General features: G+C 73.3%; 15 protein-coding genes. 8 read left to right on the top strand and 7 right to left on the bottom strand.

Annotation, left to right across the window (positions count from 1 at the left end; genetic code table 11):
- Positions 1-89: 89 nt before the first annotated feature.
- From ACFY23_RS12725 to ACFY23_RS12715, 3 genes are all read right to left on the bottom strand, one after another.
- The gene (locus ACFY23_RS12725; protein ID WP_350685395.1) at positions 90-1,190 is read right to left on the bottom strand and encodes an ionic transporter y4hA; all 1,101 of its coding nucleotides are present in this window, start codon (positions 1,188-1,190) and stop codon (positions 90-92) included.
- A 116-nt stretch (positions 1,191-1,306) separates the two neighbouring features.
- Positions 1,307-1,936, bottom strand: coding sequence for a DUF899 family protein (locus tag ACFY23_RS12720; RefSeq protein WP_350685393.1), 630 nt, complete (start codon positions 1,934-1,936; stop codon positions 1,307-1,309).
- Between the two features lie 139 nt (positions 1,937-2,075).
- Positions 2,076-2,837, bottom strand: coding sequence for a TetR family transcriptional regulator (locus ACFY23_RS12715; protein ID WP_350685392.1), 762 nt, complete (start codon positions 2,835-2,837; stop codon positions 2,076-2,078).
- Positions 2,838-3,026: 189 nt separating this feature from the next.
- Between ACFY23_RS12715 and ACFY23_RS12710 the strand changes: the two genes are divergently transcribed.
- The gene (locus ACFY23_RS12710) at positions 3,027-3,926 is read left to right on the top strand and encodes an alpha/beta fold hydrolase (protein ID WP_350685391.1); all 900 of its coding nucleotides are present in this window, start codon (positions 3,027-3,029) and stop codon (positions 3,924-3,926) included.
- A 196-nt stretch (positions 3,927-4,122) separates the two neighbouring features.
- Here ACFY23_RS12710 and ACFY23_RS12705 read toward each other — a convergent pair whose 3' ends face one another.
- Positions 4,123-5,088 carry an iron-siderophore ABC transporter substrate-binding protein gene (locus tag ACFY23_RS12705; protein WP_350819168.1) on the bottom strand — a complete coding sequence of 322 codons (966 nt, stop codon included), beginning with the start codon at positions 5,086-5,088 and terminating at the stop codon, positions 4,123-4,125.
- 102 nt (positions 5,089-5,190) lie between these two features.
- Between ACFY23_RS12705 and ACFY23_RS12700 the strand changes: the two genes are divergently transcribed.
- From ACFY23_RS12700 to ACFY23_RS12690, 3 genes are read left to right on the top strand one after another with little or no spacing between them, the layout of a single operon-like run.
- Entirely contained in the window at positions 5,191-6,249 is a 1,059-nt protein-coding gene (locus ACFY23_RS12700; RefSeq protein WP_387037196.1) for a FecCD family ABC transporter permease, read from the top strand.
- Entirely contained in the window at positions 6,246-7,319 is a 1,074-nt protein-coding gene (locus ACFY23_RS12695; RefSeq protein ID WP_350687096.1) for an iron ABC transporter permease, read from the top strand. Before ACFY23_RS12700 ends, ACFY23_RS12695 begins: the two co-directional genes overlap by 4 nt.
- Entirely contained in the window at positions 7,316-8,110 is a 795-nt protein-coding gene (locus ACFY23_RS12690; RefSeq protein ID WP_350687098.1) for an ABC transporter ATP-binding protein, read from the top strand. The genes ACFY23_RS12695 and ACFY23_RS12690 overlap by 4 nt, the downstream gene beginning before the upstream one ends.
- Here ACFY23_RS12690 and ACFY23_RS12685 read toward each other — a convergent pair.
- Together ACFY23_RS12685 and ACFY23_RS12680 are read right to left on the bottom strand one after the other, a co-directional pair.
- Positions 8,032-8,589, bottom strand: a complete 558-nt coding sequence (locus ACFY23_RS12685; protein WP_350687100.1) for a MarR family transcriptional regulator — start codon at positions 8,587-8,589, stop codon at positions 8,032-8,034. The two genes, ACFY23_RS12690 and ACFY23_RS12685, sit on opposite strands and share 79 nt — an antisense overlap.
- 235 nt (positions 8,590-8,824) lie before the next feature.
- Positions 8,825-18,493: a calcium-binding protein gene (locus tag ACFY23_RS12680; protein ID WP_350819165.1), complete on the bottom strand. Its 9,669-nt coding sequence runs from the start codon at positions 18,491-18,493 to the stop codon at positions 8,825-8,827.
- A gap of 326 nt (positions 18,494-18,819) precedes the next feature.
- Between ACFY23_RS12680 and ACFY23_RS12675 the strand changes: the two genes are divergently transcribed.
- Positions 18,820-19,725, top strand: coding sequence for an alpha/beta hydrolase (locus tag ACFY23_RS12675; RefSeq protein WP_350681242.1), 906 nt, complete (start codon positions 18,820-18,822; stop codon positions 19,723-19,725).
- 31 nt (positions 19,726-19,756) lie between these two features.
- Positions 19,757-20,266 carry a DinB family protein gene (locus tag ACFY23_RS12670; protein ID WP_350681244.1) on the top strand — a complete coding sequence of 170 codons (510 nt, stop codon included), beginning with the start codon at positions 19,757-19,759 and terminating at the stop codon, positions 20,264-20,266.
- A 41-nt stretch (positions 20,267-20,307) separates the two neighbouring features.
- Here ACFY23_RS12670 and ACFY23_RS12665 read toward each other — a convergent pair whose 3' ends face one another.
- Positions 20,308-21,279, bottom strand: coding sequence for a helix-turn-helix domain-containing protein (locus ACFY23_RS12665; RefSeq protein WP_350819164.1), 972 nt, complete (start codon positions 21,277-21,279; stop codon positions 20,308-20,310).
- Between the two features lie 113 nt (positions 21,280-21,392).
- Here ACFY23_RS12665 and ACFY23_RS12660 point away from each other — a divergent pair, with 113 nt between their 5' ends.
- The gene (locus tag ACFY23_RS12660) at positions 21,393-22,364 is read left to right on the top strand and encodes an NADP-dependent oxidoreductase (protein ID WP_350681248.1); all 972 of its coding nucleotides are present in this window, start codon (positions 21,393-21,395) and stop codon (positions 22,362-22,364) included.
- 59 nt (positions 22,365-22,423) lie between these two features.
- Entirely contained in the window at positions 22,424-22,837 is a 414-nt protein-coding gene (locus ACFY23_RS12655; protein WP_350681250.1) for a nuclear transport factor 2 family protein, read from the top strand.
- Positions 22,838-22,840 lie beyond the last annotated feature (3 nt).

Raw genomic sequence — 22,840 nt, 5'->3', positions numbered from 1 at the left:
GCAACCACGCCGGCCGCGATCGCCGCGGTGCACGACGAGGCGGTCGTCGCCGGCCTGAGTTCCCGCCGCGCCCGCCGGGGTCGGGGTGGTCAGGGGCTGGCGGCGAGGAACACGAACGCGGCGAGCAGCACCAGGTGCACGCCGCCCTGGAGCACGGTGGCCCGTCCCGGCACCACGGTCAGCACGCCCGTGACGACGGTGAGGGCGAGCAGGGTCAACTGGGTGCCGCCGAGACCGAGCAGCAGCGGGCCCTCCAGCCAGATCGAGGCGAGCGCTATCGCCGGGATGGTCAGCCCGATGCTGGCCATGGCCGAGCCCAGCGCCAGGTTCAGGCTGATCTGCACCCGGTCCCGGCGGGCCGCCCGGGCGGCGGCGATCGTCTCGGGCAGCAGCACCAGCAGCGCGATGACCACGCCGACGAAGGACTGCGGCAGGTTCGCCCCGGCGACGGCGGACTCGATCGCCGGGGACACCGTCTTGGCGTCGCCGACCACGGCGACCAGCGCCACCAGCAGCAGGCCGAGGCTGAGCAGGGCGGCCCGGTTCGACGGCGGCTCGGCGTGCCCATCCGCGTCCATCACCCGCCCCTCGGTGGTGACCGGCAGGAAGTAGTCGCGGTGGCGGCCGGTCTGCACCATCACGAACAGGCCGTAGAGCGCGAGCGACGCCACGGCGGCGAAGGCCAGCTGCGCGGGGCTGAACTGCGGGCCCGGCCGGCTGGTGGTGAACGTCGGCACGACGAGGCTCAGGGCCGCGAGGGTGGTCACGGTGGCCAGCGCGCCGCCGGTGCCCTCGGAGTTGAACACCGCCACTTTGCGGCGCAACGCGCCGATCAGAAGCGACAGCCCGAGGATGCCGTTGCACGTGATCATGACGGCGGCGAAGACCGTGTCCCGCGCGAGGGACTGCGCCTTCTCGCCGCCGCTGATCATGAGCGTGACGATCAGCGCGACCTCGATGACGGTGACGGCCACGGCGAGGACCAGCGAGCCGTACGGCTCCCCCACCCGGTGCGCGACCACCTCGGCGTGGTGGACGGCCGCCAGCACCGCCCCGGCCAGGAACGCGGCCACCACGACGACGACGGGACCGGGTAAGTCGCGCCCCCAGGTGAGGATCAGCGTCACGACCGCGAGCAGCGGTACGAAGACGGTCCAGTCGGTCAGACGTGAGCGGAGCAGCGCGGCCATCTCTCAACCCTGCCAGGAATCACGATCATGTGACCACCGACCGGGGCACGCAATATCGATCGGCTCACCCCCAGCCCGTGACGGATAAAAACGACCGGCGGGCGGTGGCGGGACGGTCAGCCGTAGGTGGGCTGCTGCGGCCAACCGGGCGGGGAGTCCTCCCAGTCCTCCTGCCGGCCGTACGGGGTGAGGTCGAGGATGCTGTTGACGAAGACGAGCCGGTCGACGCCGCGCGCCGTCGTGTTGTACGTCCGGTAGACGTCCGCGCCGTCGCGCAGGAAGACGCTGAGCATGAAGCCGCGCTCCGCCCCGCAGTCCGCCGCGAACGACGTGCCGCGCGACGACACGAACGGCAGGGTCCAGCCGCGGCGCGCCTTGTACGCCTCGATCTGCGCCAGCGGCATGTCCGACACGGTCGCCCAGCTGATGCCCCGCTCCGCCAGCCGCGCCAGCCCCGTCACGGAGACGCTGTCGGTGAACCAGGTGCACCCGGGGCAGTGGTGGTCGGGGCCGTTGTCCATGAACTGGTAGACCACGAGCTGGCCCCGGCCCTCGAAGAGGTCGAGCAGGGTGGCCGGGCCGGTGGGCGTGTCGAAGCGGTAGCCGTCGTCGAACCTGACCATCGGGAGGCGACGACGCCGGGCGGCGAGCGCGTCCTGCGCGCGGGTCAGCTCCTTCTCGGCCTTCAGCAGGTCGTCGCGGGCCTGCTCCCACTCGTCGGCCGACACTGTCCGGGGCTTCTCCATGAGGCGATTGTGCCCACCGGGTCCGACGACACACGGGTGCGACGCGCCGCCGGTCGGCCCAGCGGCTGTCTCCCCGAGGCCGGCCTGTCGTACCCGCCTTCGGGAGCCGCCACGGCGTGTCAGAATCAAGTTCTCAGAATCAGTCGTTGACGGTTTTGAGACAGCGGTAGACGGTGGCGCGGGACACCCCGAGCAGGTCAGCGATCCTGTCTACGGACTCTCCCGACCGGTATCTCTGTCGCGCCTGCTCCACCTGGTCCGGGCCCAGCGCGGCGGGCCGCCCACCGGCCCTGCCCCGTGGTCGCCGGAGCGTTTCCGGTCGCCCGGCGGCAGCGCCCTCCTGAGTAGACGCTGAAGCGACGCCGGGCTGCGGCAGGGCGAGCAGGGCTCGGACACCGTCCAGCACGTGCCGGCGCACCTGATCCGGCGATTCGTCGGCGAAGAGGACCACTGTGTCACCCAGGCCGGCCACCGCCTGCGCGGCGCGTACCCGCCGCGCCAGTGACCGGTCGGGCCCGGCGACGAGATCGTTGGCGAGCGCCATCACCGCGCGGAACCGCTCCGCGACCGGCGCCTGGGCCAGCAATGTCATGTCCCGCACCAGCATGAGCAGGGTCCGCCGGTGCCGAAGGAACACGTCCAGCATCCCCTCGACGACCCGCCACCGGACGACCGCCGGATCGTGGCACGTCTCCGCGCCGGTCAACGCATCGTCCAATTCGTCGAGGAGCGGCTCCGTGAGCCGCGCCAGGATGTCCTCCTTACCGGGAAAGTGGTAGTAGAGGGCGGCCTTGGTGATCCCCACCTCTTCGGCGATCCGCCGCATCGACGTGGCGCGGTAGCCGTGGACCGAGAAGAGCGTGCTGGCTGCGTCGAGGATCTGCTCGCGGGTCCCCCGCACCGCAGCCCCTGTCCGGCCACGCGCGCCCGCCTCGGTGCCAGCCGTTTCGCCGGCCGTCCGGCGAGCGGGCGCGGACCGCCCCGCCGTCCCGGGGGTGGCGGTGTCGTTTCCCTCGCGCATTCTTTACCTCCGGTAAGCGATGATGATAGCTTCCTGACCGCCGGTAAGTAGATCGGAAGGGGCTGCCGGATGCGACGACGCGTGACCTTCACCTCGGGTGGCGACGCCACCTGTGTGGGCTACCTTTACCGACCGGCCGGCACCACGTCGCCGGCACCAGCCGTCGTGCTCGCGCACGGCTTCAGCGGAACGATGGACCGCCTCTTCCCACACGCCGAGCGGTTCACTGATGCGGGCTTCGCCACGCTGGTCTTCGACTACCGCAGCTTCGGCGAGAGCGGCGGCGAACCGCGCCAGGTCGTCGATGTGGCGGGCCAGCAGGAGGACCTGCGCGCGGCGGTCGCCTGGCTTCGGGCGCAGGAGGGCATCGCCGCCGACCGGGTGGCGCTGTGGGGCAACTCGCTGGGCGGTGCTCACGTGATCGCGGTGGCCGCCGACGACCCGGCGATCGCCGCGGTGGTGGCGCAGATTCCGTTCAACGGCTTCCCGAAGGCCCCACCCGGCCAGTCGAGGCGCGCCCTCCGACTTCTCGGGGCGATCCTGTGGGACGCCCTGCGCGGCAAGCTGGGGCTGTCCCCCGCCTACCTTCCGATGATCGGAGGACCGGGTCAGCTCGCGGTGGTCGCCACACCCGACGCCCAACGTCACCTGGAAATACTGGCCGGGGCCGGAGAACGCACGCTGTGGCGCAACCAGGTGGCACCACGCGGGCTCCTCGGCATGATGCGGTTCCACCCCGTCGAGTACGCCGCCCGGCTGACCGCGCCCCTGCTGGTCTGCATCGCGACCGAGGACCGGGAGACGCCGGAGCACACGACCCGGCAGCTCGCCGAGCGAGCACCCCGGGGCACGCTACGCCGCTACCCGGGCACCCACTTCGACTTCTACACCGACCCCACCATGCGGGAGCGGGTGCTCGCCGGTCAGATCGCCTTCCTCCAGGAACACCTCGGGTGCCGTGTCTACTGACCTCTTGTGCAACCGGAGCGTCATGGGGCCTTCTCGCCCGGCTTGAGCACCACCGCGTTGCCGCTGGAGCCAAACCGGCGTCCGGGGCGCCGCTGACGGCTGCGGCAATCCGCAGCCGGGCAGGTCGTCGTGCCGTGGACCGGCCCCCGGGTGCCGGGCGCCGACGCGCCCGGCACCCGGGGCCGGCCCGGTGGGATCAGGCGGCGGCGCGGAGCCGCTCGATGTCGTCGAGCACCTTGCCGGCGGCGATGGGCCCGGCCCCGCTGCTCCACACGCTGCCGTCGACGGCCGCGACCCGGTTGTTGCGGGCGGCTTCGAGGCGGGCGAACGCGGGCTGGGCCTTGGCCGCCGTGAGGGCCTTCTCGCCGTCGGCGTTGAGGGTGGCGACGTAGATGTAGTCGGCGTCGAGCTGACCGAGGTTCTCCAGGCTGAGCGGGTCGGTGTGCGGCTTGTCGGTGAAGTCGGCGGCTGACGGCAGGGTGTCGCCGGTCAGCTCGACCAGCCGTCCGGCCATCAGGGACGAGGACATGATGAGCGGGCCGGTCGGCATCCACCGGACGACGGCGGCGGTGCCGGCGCCGGTCCGCTTGGCCGCGAGGTCCTTGGCGCGCTGCTCGATGTCGGCGATGAGCTTGTCGCCCTCGGCCTGCTTGCCGAGCGCGGCGGCGATGGTGCGGGTCTCGCTCTCCCAGTTGCCGTACGAGGAGGGCTTCGTGACGACGGTGGGCGCGATCGCCTTGAGCGCGTCGTACTGCTCCTGGGTCGTGCTGGACGCGGCCAGCACGAGGTCGGGCTTGGCCGCGACCACGGCCTCCAGGTTGATCTCCCGCACGGTGCCGACCAGCGTGATGCCGGGGACCCGGTCGGCCAGGTAGGCGGCCACGCCCGTGCCGCCCCGGCTCGACAGTGTGCCGACCGGCACGACGCCGAGCGCGAGCGCGCTGTCCAGGGGCGTGTCGCCCAGCGCGACGACCCGCTTGGGCGCGGCCGGCACCTGGACCGAGCCGAACGCCGTCTCCACGGTGACGCCGGCCTGCGACCCACCCGCCGAGGCGGGCGCCGGGTCGGACGAGCCGCCGCAGGCGGTCAGCAGGAGCAGCGGCAGGGCGGCGAGCCCGGCGGCGAGACGTCGTCGGGACAGTCGGGTGCGGGAGACGTTCATGGATGCTCCGAAGGTGCTCGAAAGAAACCTCTGTGGGGGAGGTATGGTATGCCTTACCTAACCACATCCGCCCGGCGGGGCGCGAGACAGCTCGGAGGGCACGTGGTCGTCCAGGAACGCCGGCGGGCCGTGCCCCACCCCCCGACACCACAGGCGGAAACGGCGCGCCCGCCCCGGTCTCGTGCGGCGGGGATCGTCGTACCGCTCGCCGTGCTGGCGCTGGCCGTCGTGGCGTCGCTGCTGTTCGGCAGCGGTCAGGTGGGCCCCGGGCGGGCGCTGCGGGCGCTCGTGGGCGCGGGTGACGCCGAGGCGGCGTTCGCGGTGTGGCAGCTGCGCTGGGACCGCACGGTCGTCGCCGTGGTGGTCGGAGCCGCGCTCGGCATCGCGGGCGCCGTGCTCCAGGCCGCCGCCCGCAACCCGCTCGCCGAGCCCGGCCTGTTGGGCGTCAGCGCCGGCGCGTCCACCGCCGTCGTGCTGGTCATCGCGTTCGGCGGCAGCGTCGCGACGCTCGGCCCGCACGTCGCCGTGTTCGGCGCCCTGCTCGGGTGCCTGGCCGCGCTCGGCGCGGCACGGCTGCGCGGGGTCGGCAACGACCCGGTGCGGCTGGTGCTCGCCGGGGCGGCGTTGAGCGGTCTGCTGGGCTCCTTCACCTCCGTGCTGCTGCTGGTCGACCAGCGCAGCGCCGACGAGGTCCGGTTCTGGACCGTCGGCGCGGTCGCCGGCCGGGACCTCGGCGTGCTGGCGTCGGTCGTCCCGGCGCTGCTGGTCGGTGGCCTGCTGGTCGTGCTGGTGGCCCGCCCGCTCGCCGCCCTCGCCCTCGGCGAGCAGGTGGCCGCCGGCCTGGGGCACCGGCCGCGACGCGTCCGGCTCGGCGCGGTGGTCGCCGTGGCCCTGCTGGTCGGCGCGGCCACCGCCGTCGCCGGCCCGATCGCGTTCGTCGGCCTGGTGGTGCCCTTCGCCGCCCGGGCGCTGGTGGGGCCGGACCTGCGTCGCGTGCTGCTGCCGTCGCTGCTGCTCGGGCCGGCCGTCGTGCTGGCCGCCGACGTGCTGTCCCGGCTGCTCGTGCGGCCCTACGAGATGCCGCTCGGCGTGGTCACCGCCCTGCTCGGCGCCCCGGTCCTCGTCGCCGTGGTGCGCGCCCGACGGGTGCCGGCCCTGTGAGCGCCTCCCCCGCCGCGCCGGCCACCGTCCCCGCCGCCCCGCGCGGCACCCGGCTGCTGCGACTCGGCCGGATGTCCGTGCTGCTGCCGGTACGCGCCGCGGTCGGCTGCGCCGTCCTCGTCGTGCTGCTCACGCTCGCCGTCAGCGCCGCCCTGGCCGTCGGCACGGTGTCCATGGGTCCGCTGCGGTCGCTGCCCGCCATCGTGGGCGTCGGCGACGCCGCCGACGTCCTCGTCGTGCAGCGGCTCCGGCTGCCGCGCCTGGTCGCCGGCCTGCTCGTCGGCGCCGCGCTCGGCGCCTCCGGGTGCCTCATGCAGACCCTGGCGCGCAACCGGCTCGCCACCCCCGGCACGGTCGGCATCGACGACGGGGCCACCGCGTTCGCCGTCGCCTCCGTCGTCGGCGTCGCCACCACGTACGCGCCCTCGGGCATGGCGCTCGTCGGCGCGGCCACCGCTGCCGCGCTGGCCCTGGGGCTCGCCGGCGGCGCCGGCACCTCCGGCTACCGGTTCGTGGTGGTGGGCCTTGGCGTGGGGGCGGTGCTCGGCGCGGTGACCAACCTGATGCTCGTCCGCGCGCCGATCGACGCCGCCAACGCCGCGTTCCCCTGGTCGGTCGGCACGCTGAACGCCCGGCCCGCCCTGCCGGTCACCCTGCTCGCCGTCGGCCTCCTGCTGTGCCTGCCGGCCGGGATGCTGGTGGGCCGGCAGCTCGCGGCGCTGCGGTTCCCCGACACGGTGGCCGCCGGGCTCGGCGTGCGGGTCCGCGTCGTCCGGCTCGCCGCGCTGGCGGTCTGCGTCACGTGCGCGGGACTCGCGGTCGCCGTCGGCGGCCCCCTCGGCCTCGTCGCGCTCGTCGCCCCCGAGGCCGCCCGCCGCATCTGCGGCCCGCGCGGCGTTCCCGTCCTCGCCAGCGCCCTCGCCGGCGCCGCGCTGGTGCTGGTCGCCGACACCGTCGGGCGCACCGTAGCCGCCCCGGTCGAGGTGCCCGTCGGGCTCGTCACCGCCGTCGTCGGCGGCCCCTACCTCATCTGGCTTTTGCTCAGCTCACGCCCCCGGAGAGTCCCGTGACCGCACCCGCCGCCGTCCTGCACGCCGACGACCTGACCCTGGCGTACGAGCGCACCGTCGTCGTCGACGCCGTACGGCTGACCCTGCCGCCCGGTCGCCTCACCGCCGTCGTCGGGCCGAACGGCTGCGGCAAGAGCACGCTGCTCGGCGGGCTCAGCCGGCAGCACCGACCGAAGGGCGGCGCAGTCCTGCTCGACGGGCGCGTGCTGGCGAAGCTGCCGGCCCGCGAGGCGGCCCGCGCGATCGGCCTGCTGCCGCAGTCGGCCGAGGCCCCGGACGGGCTCACCGTGACCGACCTCGTGCGCTTCGGTCGGCAGCCGCACCAGGGGTTGCTCCGGCAGTGGTCCGCGCAGGACCAGGAGGCCGTGCACCGGGCGCTCGCCGCCGCCAACGTCGCCGACCTGGCCGACCGGCCCCTGGAGACCCTGTCGGGTGGGCAGCGGCAGCGGGCCTGGATCGCGATGGCGGTCGCGCAGGACACCCCCGTACTGCTGCTCGACGAGCCCACCGCGGCGCTCGACCTGGGCCACCAGCTCGAGGTCTTCGAGCTGCTCCGCGAGCTGGCCGCCGCCGGCCGCACGGTCGTGGTGGTGGTCCACGACCTGACCTCCGCCTGCCGATACGCCGACCATCTCGTGGCCATGCACGCCGGCCGGGTGATCGCCGAGGGCGCGCCGGACGCGATCGTCACCACCGAGCTGGTGCGGCGGCTCTACGGGGTCGAGTCCGCCGTGCTGCGCGACCCGGCCACCGACTGCCCGGTCGTGGTGCCCCTGCGGCTGGCGTCCTGACCGGCCGCACCCTCCAGCACGGCCAGCAGCCGGCGGACCGCCGGCACGGCCTGCCCGATCGCCCGGCGGTCGGCGTCGTCGAGGCGCAGCAGCGCCGCCGACAGCACCTCCTCCCGGGCGGCTCCCCACGACGCCAGCCGCTTCACCGCGGCCGGCGTGAGGCGCAGCCGGGCCACCCGCCGGTCCGCCTCGTCGCGCTCCCGGACCAACAGGCCCGCGCCGACCAGCTCCCCGACGATGGTGGAGACCGTGTTCGGGACCAGTTGCAGGCGCTCGGCCACCGACCGCACCCCGATGCCCGGCCGGGCCTCGACCGTGCGCAGCACCTCGACCTGTGCCTCCGCCAGCCCCGGCACGTCCACGTGCCGCCGTATCACCCGGCGGGCCGCCCGCGCGACCGCGCCGAACACCGGCAGCTCGCGGGCCAACGACAGGAGATCGTCCCGGTCCGGGCCGGTCGCGAATGGATCGACATGCACAGGAAGACCCTACCGAGGCGACGCCGGCGCTGCTGTCGCCCGGTGACGGGCCGTGGCACGAGCGTGCGGCTGGCAGGGTCCCGCGCCACGAGCCGGGGCTGCGGACAGGCCGCGGAGCTACGCCAGGACCGCGTCCCCGCTCGCATGCCCCCAGGCCGACGCCCATCCAGGTGGCGAAGACGACGGGGCCCGGCTCTCCCACTCAGAGAGCCGGGCCCCGATCCGATCGGCGCGGTCAGTCCGTGCAGGACGGCTGATCGAAGTGCCCCGGGGTGCCGGGGAACGCCACCCCGGCGCCCTGCTCACGGTTGTCGCGCGGGTAGACGTACGACAGCTCGAGGAACGCCGAGGTGCCGGCCGTGGTCACGTCGGTCGGGCTGCGACCGGCGCCGGAGGCCCAGGCCAGCCGGGTCAGGAACTCCTGCATGGCCGGGCTGTGCTGGCGGACGTCGTTGAACCCGCCGTAGGCCGAGTTGCAGTGGGTGAACAGGTTGTACGCGCCGTTCCAGTCGAACATCCGGTCGCCGTTGTTCGGCCCGTTCGCCGTCACGTCACCCTGCAACACGTCCCGGTCCCAGCCGCCGTACATCCAGTCGGTGCCGTGGTGGTGCTGGTTGTCGGCCACGACGTCGTTGTCCAGGCCCGTCATCTCGAACCAGCGGCAGGGGTCGACCGTGCCCGCTGCCAGGTCCACCGGCCAGGCTCCGGCCGCGCAGTTGTCCGGGTAGGAGCCGCGCGGACGGAAGTCCAGCAGGTCGGAGCTGAGCACCGCGGTCACGGCCGGGCCGCTGGTCGCCCCGGCACCGCCGAAGAGGTGGTCGACGTACTGGTCGTGGTCGCCCCGGGCGGCGGCGCTGAACACGCCGTCCACCTGGCACTGGGCGTTGGTCGCGTCGAGCACCGGGTCGCAGCCCTTGCCGCCCCACAGCACGTCCGACCCCTCCGACCCGAACAGTTGGTCGCCGCCGCTGTCGCCGTTGGCGATGTCGTCCCCGAAACCGGTGTGGATGTTGTCCGCTCCCGGGCCGCCACGGACGACGTCGCCCGCGCCGGCGGTCAGCCCCGAGTGCGGCATCGGCGCCGACGTGGAGCTGCCGATCCAGGCGTCGCCGTCGGTGTCGTGCAGCAGGTCCACCCGCCGGTCGTAGTCACCGGCCCGGAAGCCGGTGTACGTCTCCTGCGGCACCGACGACAGCGTGGTGGTGAAGCCCAGCGCCGCCACATCGTCGGGGTTGAGGTGCTGGCTGACCACGCCGCCCCGGTCGCCGAGGATGGCGTCCCGGCCGTCGTCGCCGTACAGGCTGTCGGCGCCGAGCTCACCGAAGAGGTCGTCGTCGCCGTCGCCGCCGCGGATCGTGTCGTCGCCGTCCTGGCCCCAGACGCCGTCGTTGCCGGCGTCGCCGTAGAGCTGGTCGCCGCCGAACGCGCCGGCGGGCTCGCACGTGGCCTGGGCGGTGGTGCAGAACCGGGTGGACGGGCCGGGCAGGGCCGGATCGTGGGTACGGGCCCGGGTCGCGTCGGCCGGCACGGCGCCGGTCGGGTACCGCTCGGTGTAGACCCGCTCGGTCGGGCTGCCGTTGACCGTGGTCACGGTCCGCAGCAGCGACCCGTTGTCGCCGAGGAGCACGTCGTCGGCGCCGTTGCCCTCCACCACGTCCGCGCCGTCCCGGAAGCCCGGGGCCGAGCTGCCGCCGATCAGGTCGTCCTGGCCGGCCGGCGCGCCGTCGCCGACGAGGTCGGCCGCGGCCGCCGGGTCGCCCGGCCAGCCCGGGTCGGGCAGCGGGGCGACCGTGGCCCGTCCCGCCGCGCCGAGGGCGCTGTCCCCACGCAGGACGTCCGTCCCGCCGTTGCCCTCCAGGTAGTCACCGTCGCCGTCGCCGGTCAGGGCGTCGTCGCCGTCCTGGCCCCACAGCGTGTCGACGCCGTCGCCGCCGCTGATCCGGTCGTCGCCGTACCGGCCGGCCGCAGCCGCCGCCCGGTCCAGCAGCACCACGATCCGTGGGCCGAACGGGGTGCCGCCGGCACCGACCCGGACGGTCACCGAGGTCGGTTGCTCACCGGCGAGCGGGCGCAGCACCGCGCCGTTGTCGCCGATGACGGCGTCGGACCCGGGGCCGCCGAAGACGGCGTCCGCGGTGTCCGGCTGGCCCGTGGTGGCCGCTCCGGTTCCGTCGTACGCGGTGCTGGAGCCGCCCACGAGGTCGTCGTCGCCGTGGTTGCCCTCGACCCAGTCGGCGCCAGGGCCGCCCTCGGCGAAGTCGGCGCCGCCGTCGGCGTGCACCCGGTCGGGGCCGCCCTGGCCGAAGATGACGTCGTCGGAGTCCCCACCGAAGATCAGGTCGCCGCCGCTGGTGCCGGCCGCCGGGGTGAACCCGAGGTCGAGCAGCGTCACCTTGCGTGGCGGGCCGGCCCGGCCCTGAGTCACCCGGGTCGCGTCGGCGTCCGCCGGCGCGAAGCGGGCGTTGTCCCCGGCGATCAGGTCGCTGTCGCCGTCACCGTGGAGCTGGTCGCCGACGTCGGGCCGGCCCGTGCCAGCGGCCGGCTCCTGCGCGGAGCCGCCGATGATCTCGTCCCGACCGTGGTCGCCGTGGACGAGGTCAGCGCCGTTGTTGCCCTCCAGCTGGTCGTGCCCGCCGTCGCCGTTGATCCGGTCGTCGCCGAGCCCGCCGTAGGCGAGGTCGTCGTCGCCGCCGCCGGAGATCACGTCCCCGGCGCCGGCCCCGGCCGCGTCACCGGCCAGGTCCAGCGGGTAGGGCCCGACGTCGCCGAGGCGCGGGGTGCCGTTGTCGCCGACGATCCGGTCCGGCCCCTCCTCGCCGTAGAGGCGGTCCCCGCCGTCGCCGGCGCCGGCGGTACGCCCACCGCCGTAGATCACGTCGGTGTCCCGGCCGCCGAAGACCTGGTCGCCACCGGCGTTGCCCTCGGCGGTGTCCGCGCCGGTGCCGCCGAAGAGGCCGTCGTCACCGGCGTTGCCGAAGAGCAGGTCGTCGCCGTCGTCGCCGTGCAGCTGGTCGACGCCCGCCGCGCCCCAGGCCCGGTCGGCGCCGCCGCCGAGGTGCAGGGTGTCGTCGCCGAGCTGGCCGCAGGCGCGGTCGTCGCCGCCGCCGAGGTCGGCGCGGTCGTTGCCGCCACCGGCCGAGACCACCTCGACCCCGGCGCCGCCGAGGACGAGGTCGGCGGCGCCCTGGTCGGCGGGGGCCGGCTGGGCGTCGGCGAGGGCGGCGTCGGCGCAGGTCTCGGCGGGCAGGTGTCGGTCGCCGAAGACCGTCGCGCCGCCGTCGCCGCCGATCACGTGGTCGCTGCCGAGTCCGCCGACGAGCAGCTTGGTCTGCGACTGCGTGCCCGTGGGCAGCGGCTCGTGGGTGACCTGGCGGAACGGACCGTAGCCGTCCGACCCGTCCGGCTCGCCGACCCGGGAGGGCTCGGCGATCACGTAGTCCTCGTCGGGCCCGCCGAACAGCTCGTCGGTGCCGTAGCCGCCGACCAGCACGTCGTCGCCGCCGTAGCCGTAGACGCGGCCGGTCTGACCGTTCGCCGAGTGCGAGACGACGAGGTCCACCCCGGCGCTGCCGTGCACGGTGTCCTGACCGGCGCCGGTGTCGACCTGGTTGACCAGCCCGGCGTCGCCGGTGCCGGCCTGGTCCGCGTCGGCGGGGACGTCGGTGCCGTACGTGTGGATGGTGTCGTCGCCCCGGCCGCCGTTGACGGTGTCCGCGCCCGGGCCGCCGACCAGCGTGTTCGCGCCGTTGGGCCGGTCGTCGACGAGCACGCCGAGCACGTCGTCGCCGCCGTTGCCGTAGACGGTGCTGGCGCCGTGCCCGACGGTGACGTGGTCGTCCGCCCCGGCGTCCGCGCCGGTGGGGCCGTCCAGGGTCGTCCAGTCGACCAGCCCGTGGAGAGTCCGGTCGCCCGCCGAGGTGTGCACGGTGGTGGCGCCCCGGTCGGTGCCGCCGAGGCCGCTGTCGCCGGCGACCACGTTGTTGCCGTCGCCGGTGGTGACGCTGTCCTTCCCGGCGCCGCCGGCGACCCGGCTGACCACGCCGGCCGGCTCGGCGGTGACGATCACGTCGTCGCCGCCGCGGCCGTCCACGTACGCCGGCCCGGTCCCGGTCCGGATCCGGTCCTTGCCGTCGGAGCCGAGCACCACGGCCGTCTTGTCGAACGCGGACGTCCTCGTGCCGTCGCCGCTGGTGTCGCCGTCGCCGACCAGCAGCACCGACAGGGACGTCTTGTCCGGGTCGGCGACCTCGTAGCCGCGCCCGTCGACGACCACCCGGGTCAGGGCCGGGTCGAGGAACTCCTGCCGGCGGCCCAGTGCCTCCACCGCGAAGCCGTCGAAGTCGTCGGTGGCGCCCGGGGTGTCCGCGTCGGCGTAGTGCAGGGCGTACACCTTCACCACGTCACCGGCGTAGGTGTCGGCGTCGTTGTCCCACACCTCGTGCCCGCGCTGCTCCTCCTTGCCGAACTTGCCGGCGAAGACCACGAGGGTGTCTCCGACGGTGCCGGCGAGTTCCGGTGGTGGCGGGGAGCAGTCCGGTTGCGCTCGGAAGTCGAGCAGGGTCGCGTCGACCAGGGTGAAGTCGAATTTCTTCTTGAACAGGAACAGGTCGATGGTGACGTAGACCTTCAGGAAGACCGAGAGCCGCCCGCTGGTGGTGAACAGGCAGATCGGGTTGGTCAGGAGCGCCTGGAGGAACTCGCTGGTGCGGAACTTCCCGTCGTTGTTCGGGTCGTTCCAGCTGAAGCCGACGGTGAGCTGGATTCCGCCCTCGATGCCGACCTTGACGACCAGCACGCTCACCTCGGCCCCCGCGGCGATCTCACCGCGCAGGGTGACCACCGGGACGGCCTTGCCGCTGCTGTCGGCGGTCTTGAAGTACAGCCCGTCGAGCAGGCTCACCGCGTCGACGGACGTGCCGTCGCTGGCCGCCTCGATCGCGTGCCGGATGCCGGCGGTGTCCAGGCCGGCGATGAACCGGGCGGTCACCGAGGCGCTGCCGGAGAGGGTGACGAAGACCGGCGGCGGGGCGTAGACCGGGCCGAACGACTGCCGCCAGCTGAAGCCCAGCTCCAGCGGGCCCGAGTCGAAGCTGATCAGCTCGACGTCCTGGCCGAGCAGCAGCCCGAACAGCGATGCCGGGTTGTCGAAGACCGGGAAGCTGAAGCCCGTCTTCTGCGCGTTGCTCTTGCCGTCGGCGGCCGGGGTGAACAGCTTCTCGCCGTCGTCGCCCGCGGCGGCGTCGACGCTCGCCTTCACCTGGGAGCCGGAGGCCGGGTTGTACTCGGAGGTGCGGTCGATCAGGCTCTCGGCCGAGGCCGGCGAGACCTCGGTGGTCAGCGCCTTGTCGCTGTCCAGCTTGAAGCCGCCGAGCGGGATGGAGCAGCCGGAGTCGCAGTCCGGTATCCGGTTGATGAAGGTGACCACGGCGCGCACGGTGTCGATGAAGTCGAGCTTCGGACCGCCGTTGAGGGTGCTGAAGGTCTTGGCGAGCCAGACCAGGGTGATGTCGGGGCCGCCGGTGGCCTTGGACAGGTCCGACAGCACCGGGATCGGCGCGTACAGGGTGTCGATGACCGGCTGCAGCGGCCCGGTGACGGCCTTGAGCTTCTCCACCACCGGCTTGAGGATCTTGTCGAAGAAGGCGCCGGCGTCCAGGGCGATGTCGGTGAACGTCACCTTCAGCGGCGTGGTGACGCCGTCGCCCGTGGCGGTGAGCCCGCCCCGCTTGTGCTTCAGGCCCCACTGCAGGCCGAAGGTGGCGCTGATGCCGGGCAGCGCGGAGTCCTCGCCGCCGGTGTCCACCGCCGCCGCCAGCTTCCAGTCGATCTTGACCTCGGCAGTGAGGTCGGTGGCGAGCAGCGAACCCAGGTCGGCGAACTCGGCCAGGGTCAGCCGGTCGTCCGCGTTGGCGGTGCAGTCGGCGGTGACGGTGGGGTCGAAGCAGCTCTTCTCCCCCGGCGAGCCCTTCAGGTCGATGCCGAAGTACGCCTTCACCAGCGGGTCGGTGGTCCGCTTCGTCGCCTTCACCTGGATGAAGGCGAGTTGGGCGGCGAGGTCGCCGGTCATGTCGAACTGGGCGCCGACCTGCACCTCGGGCGAGGTGTCCCCGTCGTGGGTGGGAACGTAGAAGCCCTCGTCCCGGTCCAGGACCAGGTCCAGGTGCAGCTTCCAGCCCAGCTTGGCCTGGATGCCGTCCGGGGCGCCCTTCTTCGCCTTCAGCGACAGGCCGGGGATGCCCAGGTCGAGCGGCACGTTGAGCTTGAGGCACTCGTCGGACGCACTCGCGTCCTTGCAGCCGTCGGCGGCGGAGGGCGCGCCCTTGGAGGTGGTGAGCTTGATCCGGATCGCCTGGAAATCCTCGGGCGCGCAGGGCGCCGCGACGCCGCTGCGGCAGGTGACCACCGCGCTCACGCCCGGGTCCAGGTCGGCGAGCACCTCGTTCAGGGCCGCCTGCACGCCCGCGCTGTCGAGCGTGGCGTTGGCCAGCACCGGCCCGATCGCGGCCTTGACGTCCTCGCGCAGCTGCGCGACGAAGCGCTGGCCCTGCTGCAGGTCGTCGCCGACCAGGGGCAGCTTGCCGTCGAAGCTGGCCAGCCGCAGTGCCTCCTCGACCTTGGCCAGGTACCCGTCGATGCCGACGTTGAAGTCGGTGAGCTTGAGCGACAGGTTGGCGAAGCAGGAGTCGAGGTTCGGGGTGTTGGCCGTCGGGATGAGGTCCAGGCCCACGGTGAGGCTGAGCAGGTTGGTGTCGTCGGCCGGGTCGCAGTTGTTGACGAACAGCGGCGCCTTCGCGCAGAGCGGCACGTTCGCGCCACCGACCCCGTCTCCGCAGTCGACACCGGCGGTGGTGAACGTCGGCGTCAGCCCGAGCAGGCCGCTGATCGGCCCGTCCTCGGTCAGCCCGTTCAGACCGACACTCAGGTTGGCCTTCACGGTGGCGAAGTCCGGGTCCTTGCCGAGGTCGAGGGCGAGCGGCCCGACGCGCGCGGCGATCGCCGCGTCGGTGACCCCGCCCGCGACGGTGACGCTGGCCGAGGAGCTGTGGTCCAGCAGCGGCGCGGCGTTCAGTCGCAGGGGCAGCAGCAGGCCGAGCTGCGCCCGGGCGTCGACGTCGACCGCGAAGGTGCCGGAGCTGTCCAGGGTGATCAGCTCGCGGTGGGCGTCCCAGGCGAAGTTGAGCGGACCACCGGTGTGGAACTTGCGCTTCCAGTCCAGCCCGAGCCGCAGGAACGGACCGCCCGCGCGCTGGTCCAGGGTGAAGCTGATCCCGCTGTCCTCGCCGATGGCCTTGTTGAGCATGTCCAGGGCGTCCTGGAGGTTGTCCGGGGGCGCGGCGAGCAGCTTGTCCAGCGCGTCGGCCAGCTCGGGGCGCAACGCGTACGCGCTGCCGTCGGCCGGCTTCGGCGTGCCGGCCGCCTCGACGCGCAGGGTCTGCCCGTCGATCCGGTTCAGCACCCGGTACGCCTTGCTGCCGATCACCACGGTCCGACCCTCGAGCCGGGGGTCGAAGCCGGAGTCGCCGTCGCGGGAGGCATCCTTGAGCAGGAAGTTCGCCCCGTCGGCGACGAACGTGACGTCCTTGCCGACGCCGCTCTCGTCGCCGCCGAGCAGCTGCCGCGCGGATCGGCCGAGCAGCGGGATCTCCTTGTCCAGCGGGCCGCTGCCGCCGCCGGGCTGGGACAGCGCGGCGTTGATCAGCCGCAGCGCCTCGACGACGACCGCGAAGAGCGCCTTCGGGTCGTCGGGGTTGAAGTCGACGGCGGCGAGCTCGGACAGCGCCGAGGTGTCGACCACCGGCTGTCCACCGGCCGTCCAGCTCACGTCGACGCCGATGCCCTCGCCGAGGGCGCCGGTGGCGCCGGGCACGCTGACGGCGACCCGGCCGGTGGTCTTCACCGACGACGACACGGCCACGAGGTTCCCCGGGTCGGACTTCAAGCGCTCGAAGAGCGTGCCGAGGCTGATGTCCTGCGCCTGCTTGAAGCTGACCTGGAGCATCCGCTCGCCGGCTGCGGCCGGGCCGACGGCGAGGTTGCCGGCAAGCTTGACCTTCAGGAAGCCGGCGGTGGCGAAGAAGTCGATCCCGGTGGTGATCGGGAAGTCGGCGGCGAACAGCGGCGTCGCCGGATCGGTGCGCAGCAGCACCCGGTCGGCGGGCGCCGGGCTGCCGGGGCCGTCGTTCAGGTCGAGCACCAGGGTGACGGACGCGCTGTAGCGGGGCTTCACCTTGGCGAAGCTGGCCTGGGCGTTCGCCGCCCGCAGGCCGACCCGCTTGTCGCCGCCGACCGGCTTGGCGAGGGTGCCGGCCAGCTCGACGGCGCCGATGTTCGGGCTGGAGCCGCTGATCACCCACACGCTGTCGTTCGGCGGCTGCCCGCCGATCCAATCCTGGGTGAGGGTGACGGAGTCGGCGGTGTTGGCGGCGACGGTGCCAGCGGAGGTGCCGGCGACCACCCGCTGGCCGACGAGCGCACCGGGCGTGAACCGGTCGCCGCTGACGCTGAAGCCCTTGGCGGTGAAGCTCGCCCCGCGCCCGGACAGCTCCGCGGCGCCCGGGTCGAGCGGAACCTCCACGGTGGACTCGCGCTCCAGCTTGACCCGGAACACCAGCTTGCCGTTGTCGAAGGAGAGGTTGTCCACGGGCAGCCCCTCGGCGGCGAGCAGGGCGAGCAGCTGCTGGATGGAGCTGAACTTCGGCTGCCCGGCCAGGGCCGGGTCGTCCTCGGCCGGGTTGAAGTTCGGGTCGTCCGGCCGCGGGTGGACGTACTTGCGGAGGAAGTCGGTGAGCTTCTCGTTGACCTTCACCGCGTCGGCGAACGTGCCGCGCAGGAAGGGCAGGTTGAGGTTGCCGGCCGGGCCGCTCTGCTGCACGCCGCTGAGCAGGGTGGCGAGCTGGGCGAGCCCGGAGGCCAGGTCCAGCGGGCTCATGTTGCGGAACTTGGCGATCGTCTCGTCCAGGCCGGTGGTGGTCACCGTGGGGGCGCCGACGGAGATGTCGTTCCAGTCGACGTTCACGGTCGCCGCCACGGCGGGCAGCGCGAAGGGCGCGCCGGAGACGGCCGCGCCGAGCTTGACCACGCCGTGCACCGAGCCGGGGCCTGGCTCGGTCTCGGTGTCGGAGATCTTCCCGCCGCCGGAGCTGTCGAGGGCCACCTGCACCAGGCCGGCGAGGGAACCCGTCGCGCCGAGTTCGCCGGTGTTCGCGCCGGCGGCCGTGTCGAAGGCGAGGCGGCCGTCGCCGTCGGGGTCGGTCAGGGTGACCTTGAGATGGGTACGCGCGGTGAGGGTGCTGCCGGCGGTCAGCGTGACCCCGAGGATGCCGACCGAGGCGGTGGCCTGGTCGAGGTCGGCGCGCAGCCGCGCCGCCGCGTCGATGTCGATGCGCGGGGTGTCGCCGTCGCGCACCAGGTAGGTCTCCCCCGCGGCGGTGTGCCGGGCCCGCAGGTGCAGGGTGGCCCAGCCGGTGACGCTGACCGCCTTGTCCAGGGTCACCCCGGCCAGGGTGAGGTCCTTGTCGACCATCTCGCGCTTCGTGGTCAGCAGCACGTCCAGCAGGTGGTCGCCGCCGCTGGTGCTCACCGAACTGGTGAGCCGGGTGCCGCCGCCGAGGTCGACGTCGTCCTTGGTCAGGCCGCTGGCCAACGCGTCGGACGCCTTGTCCACGAGCGTGTCGGCGTCGACGAGCGCGCCGGGGCTGACGCCGAGCAGGGGCAGCGGCTGGCCGAGCAGCCCCAGCTGGGACAGTCCGCCGTCGGCCCAGGTGGCCGTGCGGGACATCAGGTTCTTGAACGCGCTTTCCCACGCCTCGTCGGCATGGGCGGGGGCCGCCGTCCACACCAACCCCATCGCGGCGGTCACCGCTGTCGCGATCGCCGCGGCGAGCAGCCGTCGTAAAGCCACCATGAGCCACCTCGTTCGTCCGATGGCCGTCACCGACGGCGCTGGGCGCCAGCACATCGATCGCGGAGATTACTCACAACGCCTGTGTCGGCATGGTGACACTGCGTCAGACCGTTCGGTCAACGCCGCCAAACCGGGTGGCCCGAGAAGACTGTGCTGCGGGCCGTACCGCCCGGCCCCGCCGCGCCCGGCCCCGCCGTCGGCCTGCCGAAGTGGCGAAGGCCCGACCGCCTGATTCCAGAGGAGGAACGGCGGCTCGCGCCCGCGCGGGGTCGTTGTCTGGCACCGTCGGAGGGGCCGCTCGTACCGCGCCCGGTGAGGAGACGATGGTGGGCCACGCCGCCGTGCACCACAGGTCCGTCGACGTCGACGGGATCAGGATCTTCTACCGGGAGGCCGGACCGGCGGACGCGCCGGTGGTGCTGCTGCCCCACGGCTATCCCGCGTCGTCCTTCCAGTTCCGCCATCTCCTGCCCGCGCTCGGCGACAGGTGGCGGGCGGTCGCCCCCGACCAGCCCGGCTTCGGATACAGCGACACACCCGACCCGTCCCGGTTCGCGTACACCTTCGACGCCCACGCCGAACTGCTCCGCCGGTTCACCGAGGCGCTGGGACTGACCCGGTACGTCATCTACCTCCAGGACTACGGCAGCCAGTTCGGGCTGCGCCTCGCCATGTCCGCCCCGGAGCGGGTCGCCGGTCTCGTCATCCAGAACGGCGACATCTACCCTGACGAGCACGGGCCCAAGTACGAGCCGCTCAAACAGTTCTGGCGCAACCCCACCGACGAGGGCCGCGACCGCCTCGCCGCGGCGGTCAGCGAGGACGGCTTCCGCAGCGAGTTCCTGGGCGAGTTGCCCGACCGGCTGAGGGACCGGGTGAGCCCCGACCTGTGGCGGCTCGCCGCGGCCTCCGCCGCCACCCCGCAGCGTCGCGCCAACCTGGTCCGCCTCCTCGCCGACCAGGGCAGCACCGTCGCCTGGTTCCCCCGGCAGCAGGCGTACCTGCGCGACCACCGCCCGCCGACGCTGATCGTCTGGGGACCCCACGACGGCTACATGCCCGAGGGCGCGGCGCGCGCGTACCTGCGGGACCTGCCCGACGCGGAGCTGCACCTGCTCGACGGCGGGCACTGGCTGCTGGAGACGCACCTCGACGAGGTGGTCCCCCTCGTGCGCGACTTCCTCGGGCGGGTCCATCCCTGGCCGCCGCGGGGCACGCCCGGCGGGCCGTGACGGCGCACGGCAACGCCGCTAGCCTCGGTGTGTGGACCGGTGCGACGAGTGCGGCTTCGACTATGCCGGCGTCTCCCCCGACGAGCTGCCGCAACTCCTCCGCACGCTCGGCGGGCGGTACGCGGCCGCCCTCGCCGAGGTGCGGCAGGTGCGCCGGCGACCGGCCGAGGGGGTCTGGTCGCCGCTGGAGTACGCCTGCCACGTCCGGGACGTGCTCGGTGTGCAGGCCGAACGCCTCGCGCTGGCGCTGCGCGTCGAGGAGCCGGAGTTCGCCCCGATGGGACGCGACGAGCGCGCCGTGACGGAGGCGTACAACGAGCAGGATCCCGCGACCGTGCTGGCGGCGCTGGGCGCGGCCGCCGACGACCTCGCCGCCCGGTTCGGCGTGCTCGGCCCCGCGGAACTCGCCCGCACCGGGGTCTACCCGTGGCCGCGGCCGCAGGCCCGCACGCTGCTGTGGCTCGGCCGGCACACCATCCACGAGGGCGAACACCACCTGCTCGACATCCGCCGCGCCGCGCGATCGGAGACAACCCGGTAAGGCGTGTCTCGGGCCGTTCCCCTGTCGGTTCGGCGCCGGCGCTAGCCGCCCGCCGGGACCGCGCGGAACGTTCGCCGATAGGCGCGCGGCGACACCCCGGTGGCGGCCAGCAGGTGCTGCCGGAGCGAACCACCCGATCCGAACCCGGCCTGCTCGGCGATCCTGTCGACCGGCAGGTCCGTGCTCTCGAGCAGCTCGCGGGCGCGTTCGACCCGCTGCTGGGTGAGCCAGGTCATCGGGCTCACCCCCACTTCGTCCTGGAACCGCCTGCTGAATGTCCGCACGCTCATGTTCGACCGGGCGGCAAGCTCAGCCAGGGTCAGCGGGCGATCGAGGTGTTCGAGCGCCCACGCCCGGGCCTGCGCCGTCGTCGTCGAGTCTGCTTCGACGACCGGGCGCCGGATGTACTGGGCCTGACCCCCGTCGCGCCAGGGCGGGACGACGCAGGAACGCGCGACCTCGTTGGCGACCTCACTGCCGTGGTCCCGTCGAATCAGGTGCAGGCACAGGTCGATTCCCGCTGAGACGCCTGCCGAGGTGAGGACGCTGCCATCGTCGATGAAGAGAACATCGGCGTTGACCATGAGGTCCGGGTAGAGGCTCTGAAGGTGGTCGGACTCACGCCAGTGAGTCGTCACCGAGCGTCCGTCGAGGATGCCTGCCGCCGCCAGGACGTAGGAACCCGTACAGATCGCCATCACGCGCGCGCCGGGACGGACAAGTCCCAGCGCGTCACGCAGCGGCACCGGGAGGGCCTTCTGTTCTCCCCACTCCCGCCCGCTAGCGGAGGGAGGGATCACCACGGTGTCCGCCTGGGCCAGCGCCGTGCGGTCGTGGTCCACGGCGATCGCGAAGTCGGCCGAGGTGTCGACCGGGCCGCCATCGAGCGAGCAGGTGGTCACCGAGTACAGCGGGTTGCCGTCGGGGTCGAGGGCGGCGCCGAAGAGCCGCGAGGGGATGGCCAGCTCGAAGGGGACGACGCCGGGAAGCGCGAGCACAACAACGCGATGCATGGCCAGATCCTGACACATGTTGTCTATCTGGCCACTGTAGCGGCACTGCCTGTCCAGCGATGCTGGACGGGCGCGGCCGCCTGATGCGGCCGACACGACAGGTGAGGAGCGCAGTGACAACCAGCTCAGGGCGAGCGCCGGACCGGATGCTCGCCGTCAGCCAGGACGTGGCCGGGACACCCGACGTCCTGAAGATCATCGAGACGCGGCGTCCGGTCCCCACGCTCGGCGAGATCCTCGTCCGGGTCCACGCCGCGGGGGTGAACCCCACCGACTGGAAGACCCGCGCCCGCGGGAAGTTCGCCACCGGCGCCGTCCCTCCCTTCGTCCTCGGCTACGACGTCTCCGGCGTGGTCGAACAGGTGGGGCCCGGGGTGACCCTGTTCACCCCGGGCGACGAGGTGTTCGGCATGCCGCGCTTCCCGCATCCGGCGGGCGCCTACGCGGAGTTCGTGACCGCTCCGGCCCGGCACTTCTGCCGTAAACCGACAAACATCGACCACACGACCGCCGCGGCACTGCCTCTGGCGTCCCTGACCGCGTGGCAGGCTCTCGTCGACACCGCCGACGTCCAGCCGGGCCAGCGCGTCCTCGTCCATGCCGCCGCCGGCGGAGTCGGACACCTGGCGGTGCAGATCGCCAAGGCCCGCGGCGCGTGGGTCGTCGGCACCGCCAGTGCCGGCAAACACGACCTCCTTCGCGGACTCGGCGCGGACGAGCTGATCGACTACACGACGGAGGACTTCGCCGTCCTCCGCGACATCGATGTCGTGCTCGACACCATCGGCGGGGACTACACCCCACGCTCACTCCGAACCCTGCGCAGGGGCGGGATCCTCATCTCGCTCCTCCCCGTGGCCCCGGACTTCCCCGCCGACCTCGCCGAGGAACTCGACGTCCGCGCAACCCGACTCCTCGTCGAGCCCGACCATGCGGGCATGAAGGCGGTCGCGGACCTCGTCGCTCGTGGGCAACTGCGGCCGCTCGTCGACACCACTCTCCCGCTGAGGGAGGCGGCTCACGCCCACGAACGCGGCGAGACCAACAGCACCACCGGGAAGATCGTCCTTTCCGTCGCCGCCTGAGACCTTCCCTCGCACGCGACGCCGCTCCAACCACGTCATCCACAAGGAGTTCCATCCACATGAGCAACGCGACACCTACCAGCACGGCCGCCGTCGTCGAGTCCTTCTTCGCGCGATTCGGCGCCGGTGACGTGCCGGGACTCGTCGACCTCTTCGCCGACACGTTCGACTTCGTGGTCAACGGGACCCCCAACATCCCCTGGTCCGGACGACGCTCCACCCCGGCCGAGCTGCCGGACTTCTTCGGCGCGTTCGGACGCGTACTCGGGCCGGCTCAGGAGTACAACGTCACGGCGACGGTCGTCGACGGGGAGAACGCGGTGGTGCTCGGGCACAACAAGTTCGAGGTCCTCGCCACGGGCAAGTCGTTCACCAACCACTTCGCCCTGCACATCGCCGTCACCAACGGCAAGATCACGACCTATCACATGTACGAGGACACCCATGCGATCGACGCCGCGTTCGCCGCGTGAGTC

The organism is Micromonospora sp. NPDC000121, assembly GCF_042899165.1.
In the GTDB taxonomy this organism is placed as follows: Bacteria; Actinomycetota; Actinomycetes; order Mycobacteriales; family Micromonosporaceae; genus Micromonospora.
The sequence above is the reverse complement of the archived record's forward strand: the minus strand, read 5'-3'. Positions and strand labels throughout refer to the sequence as shown.

Excerpts from the sequence above, each read along its gene's own strand:
- ACFY23_RS12725 (WP_350685395.1), bottom strand. The coding sequence starts at position 1,190 with ATGGCCGCGCTGCTCCGCTCACGTCTGACCGACTGGACCGTCTTCGTA.
- ACFY23_RS12720 (WP_350685393.1), bottom strand. The coding sequence starts at position 1,936 with ATGGAGAAGCCCCGGACAGTGTCGGCCGACGAGTGGGAGCAGGCCCGC.
- ACFY23_RS12710 (WP_350685391.1), top strand. The coding sequence starts at position 3,027 with ATGCGACGACGCGTGACCTTCACCTCGGGTGGCGACGCCACCTGTGTG.
- ACFY23_RS12705 (WP_350819168.1), bottom strand. The coding sequence starts at position 5,088 with ATGAACGTCTCCCGCACCCGACTGTCCCGACGACGTCTCGCCGCCGGG.
- ACFY23_RS12680 (WP_350819165.1), bottom strand. The coding sequence starts at position 18,493 with ATGGTGGCTTTACGACGGCTGCTCGCCGCGGCGATCGCGACAGCGGTG.
- ACFY23_RS12665 (WP_350819164.1), bottom strand. The coding sequence starts at position 21,279 with ATGCATCGCGTTGTTGTGCTCGCGCTTCCCGGCGTCGTCCCCTTCGAG.
- ACFY23_RS12655 (WP_350681250.1), top strand. The coding sequence starts at position 22,424 with ATGAGCAACGCGACACCTACCAGCACGGCCGCCGTCGTCGAGTCCTTC.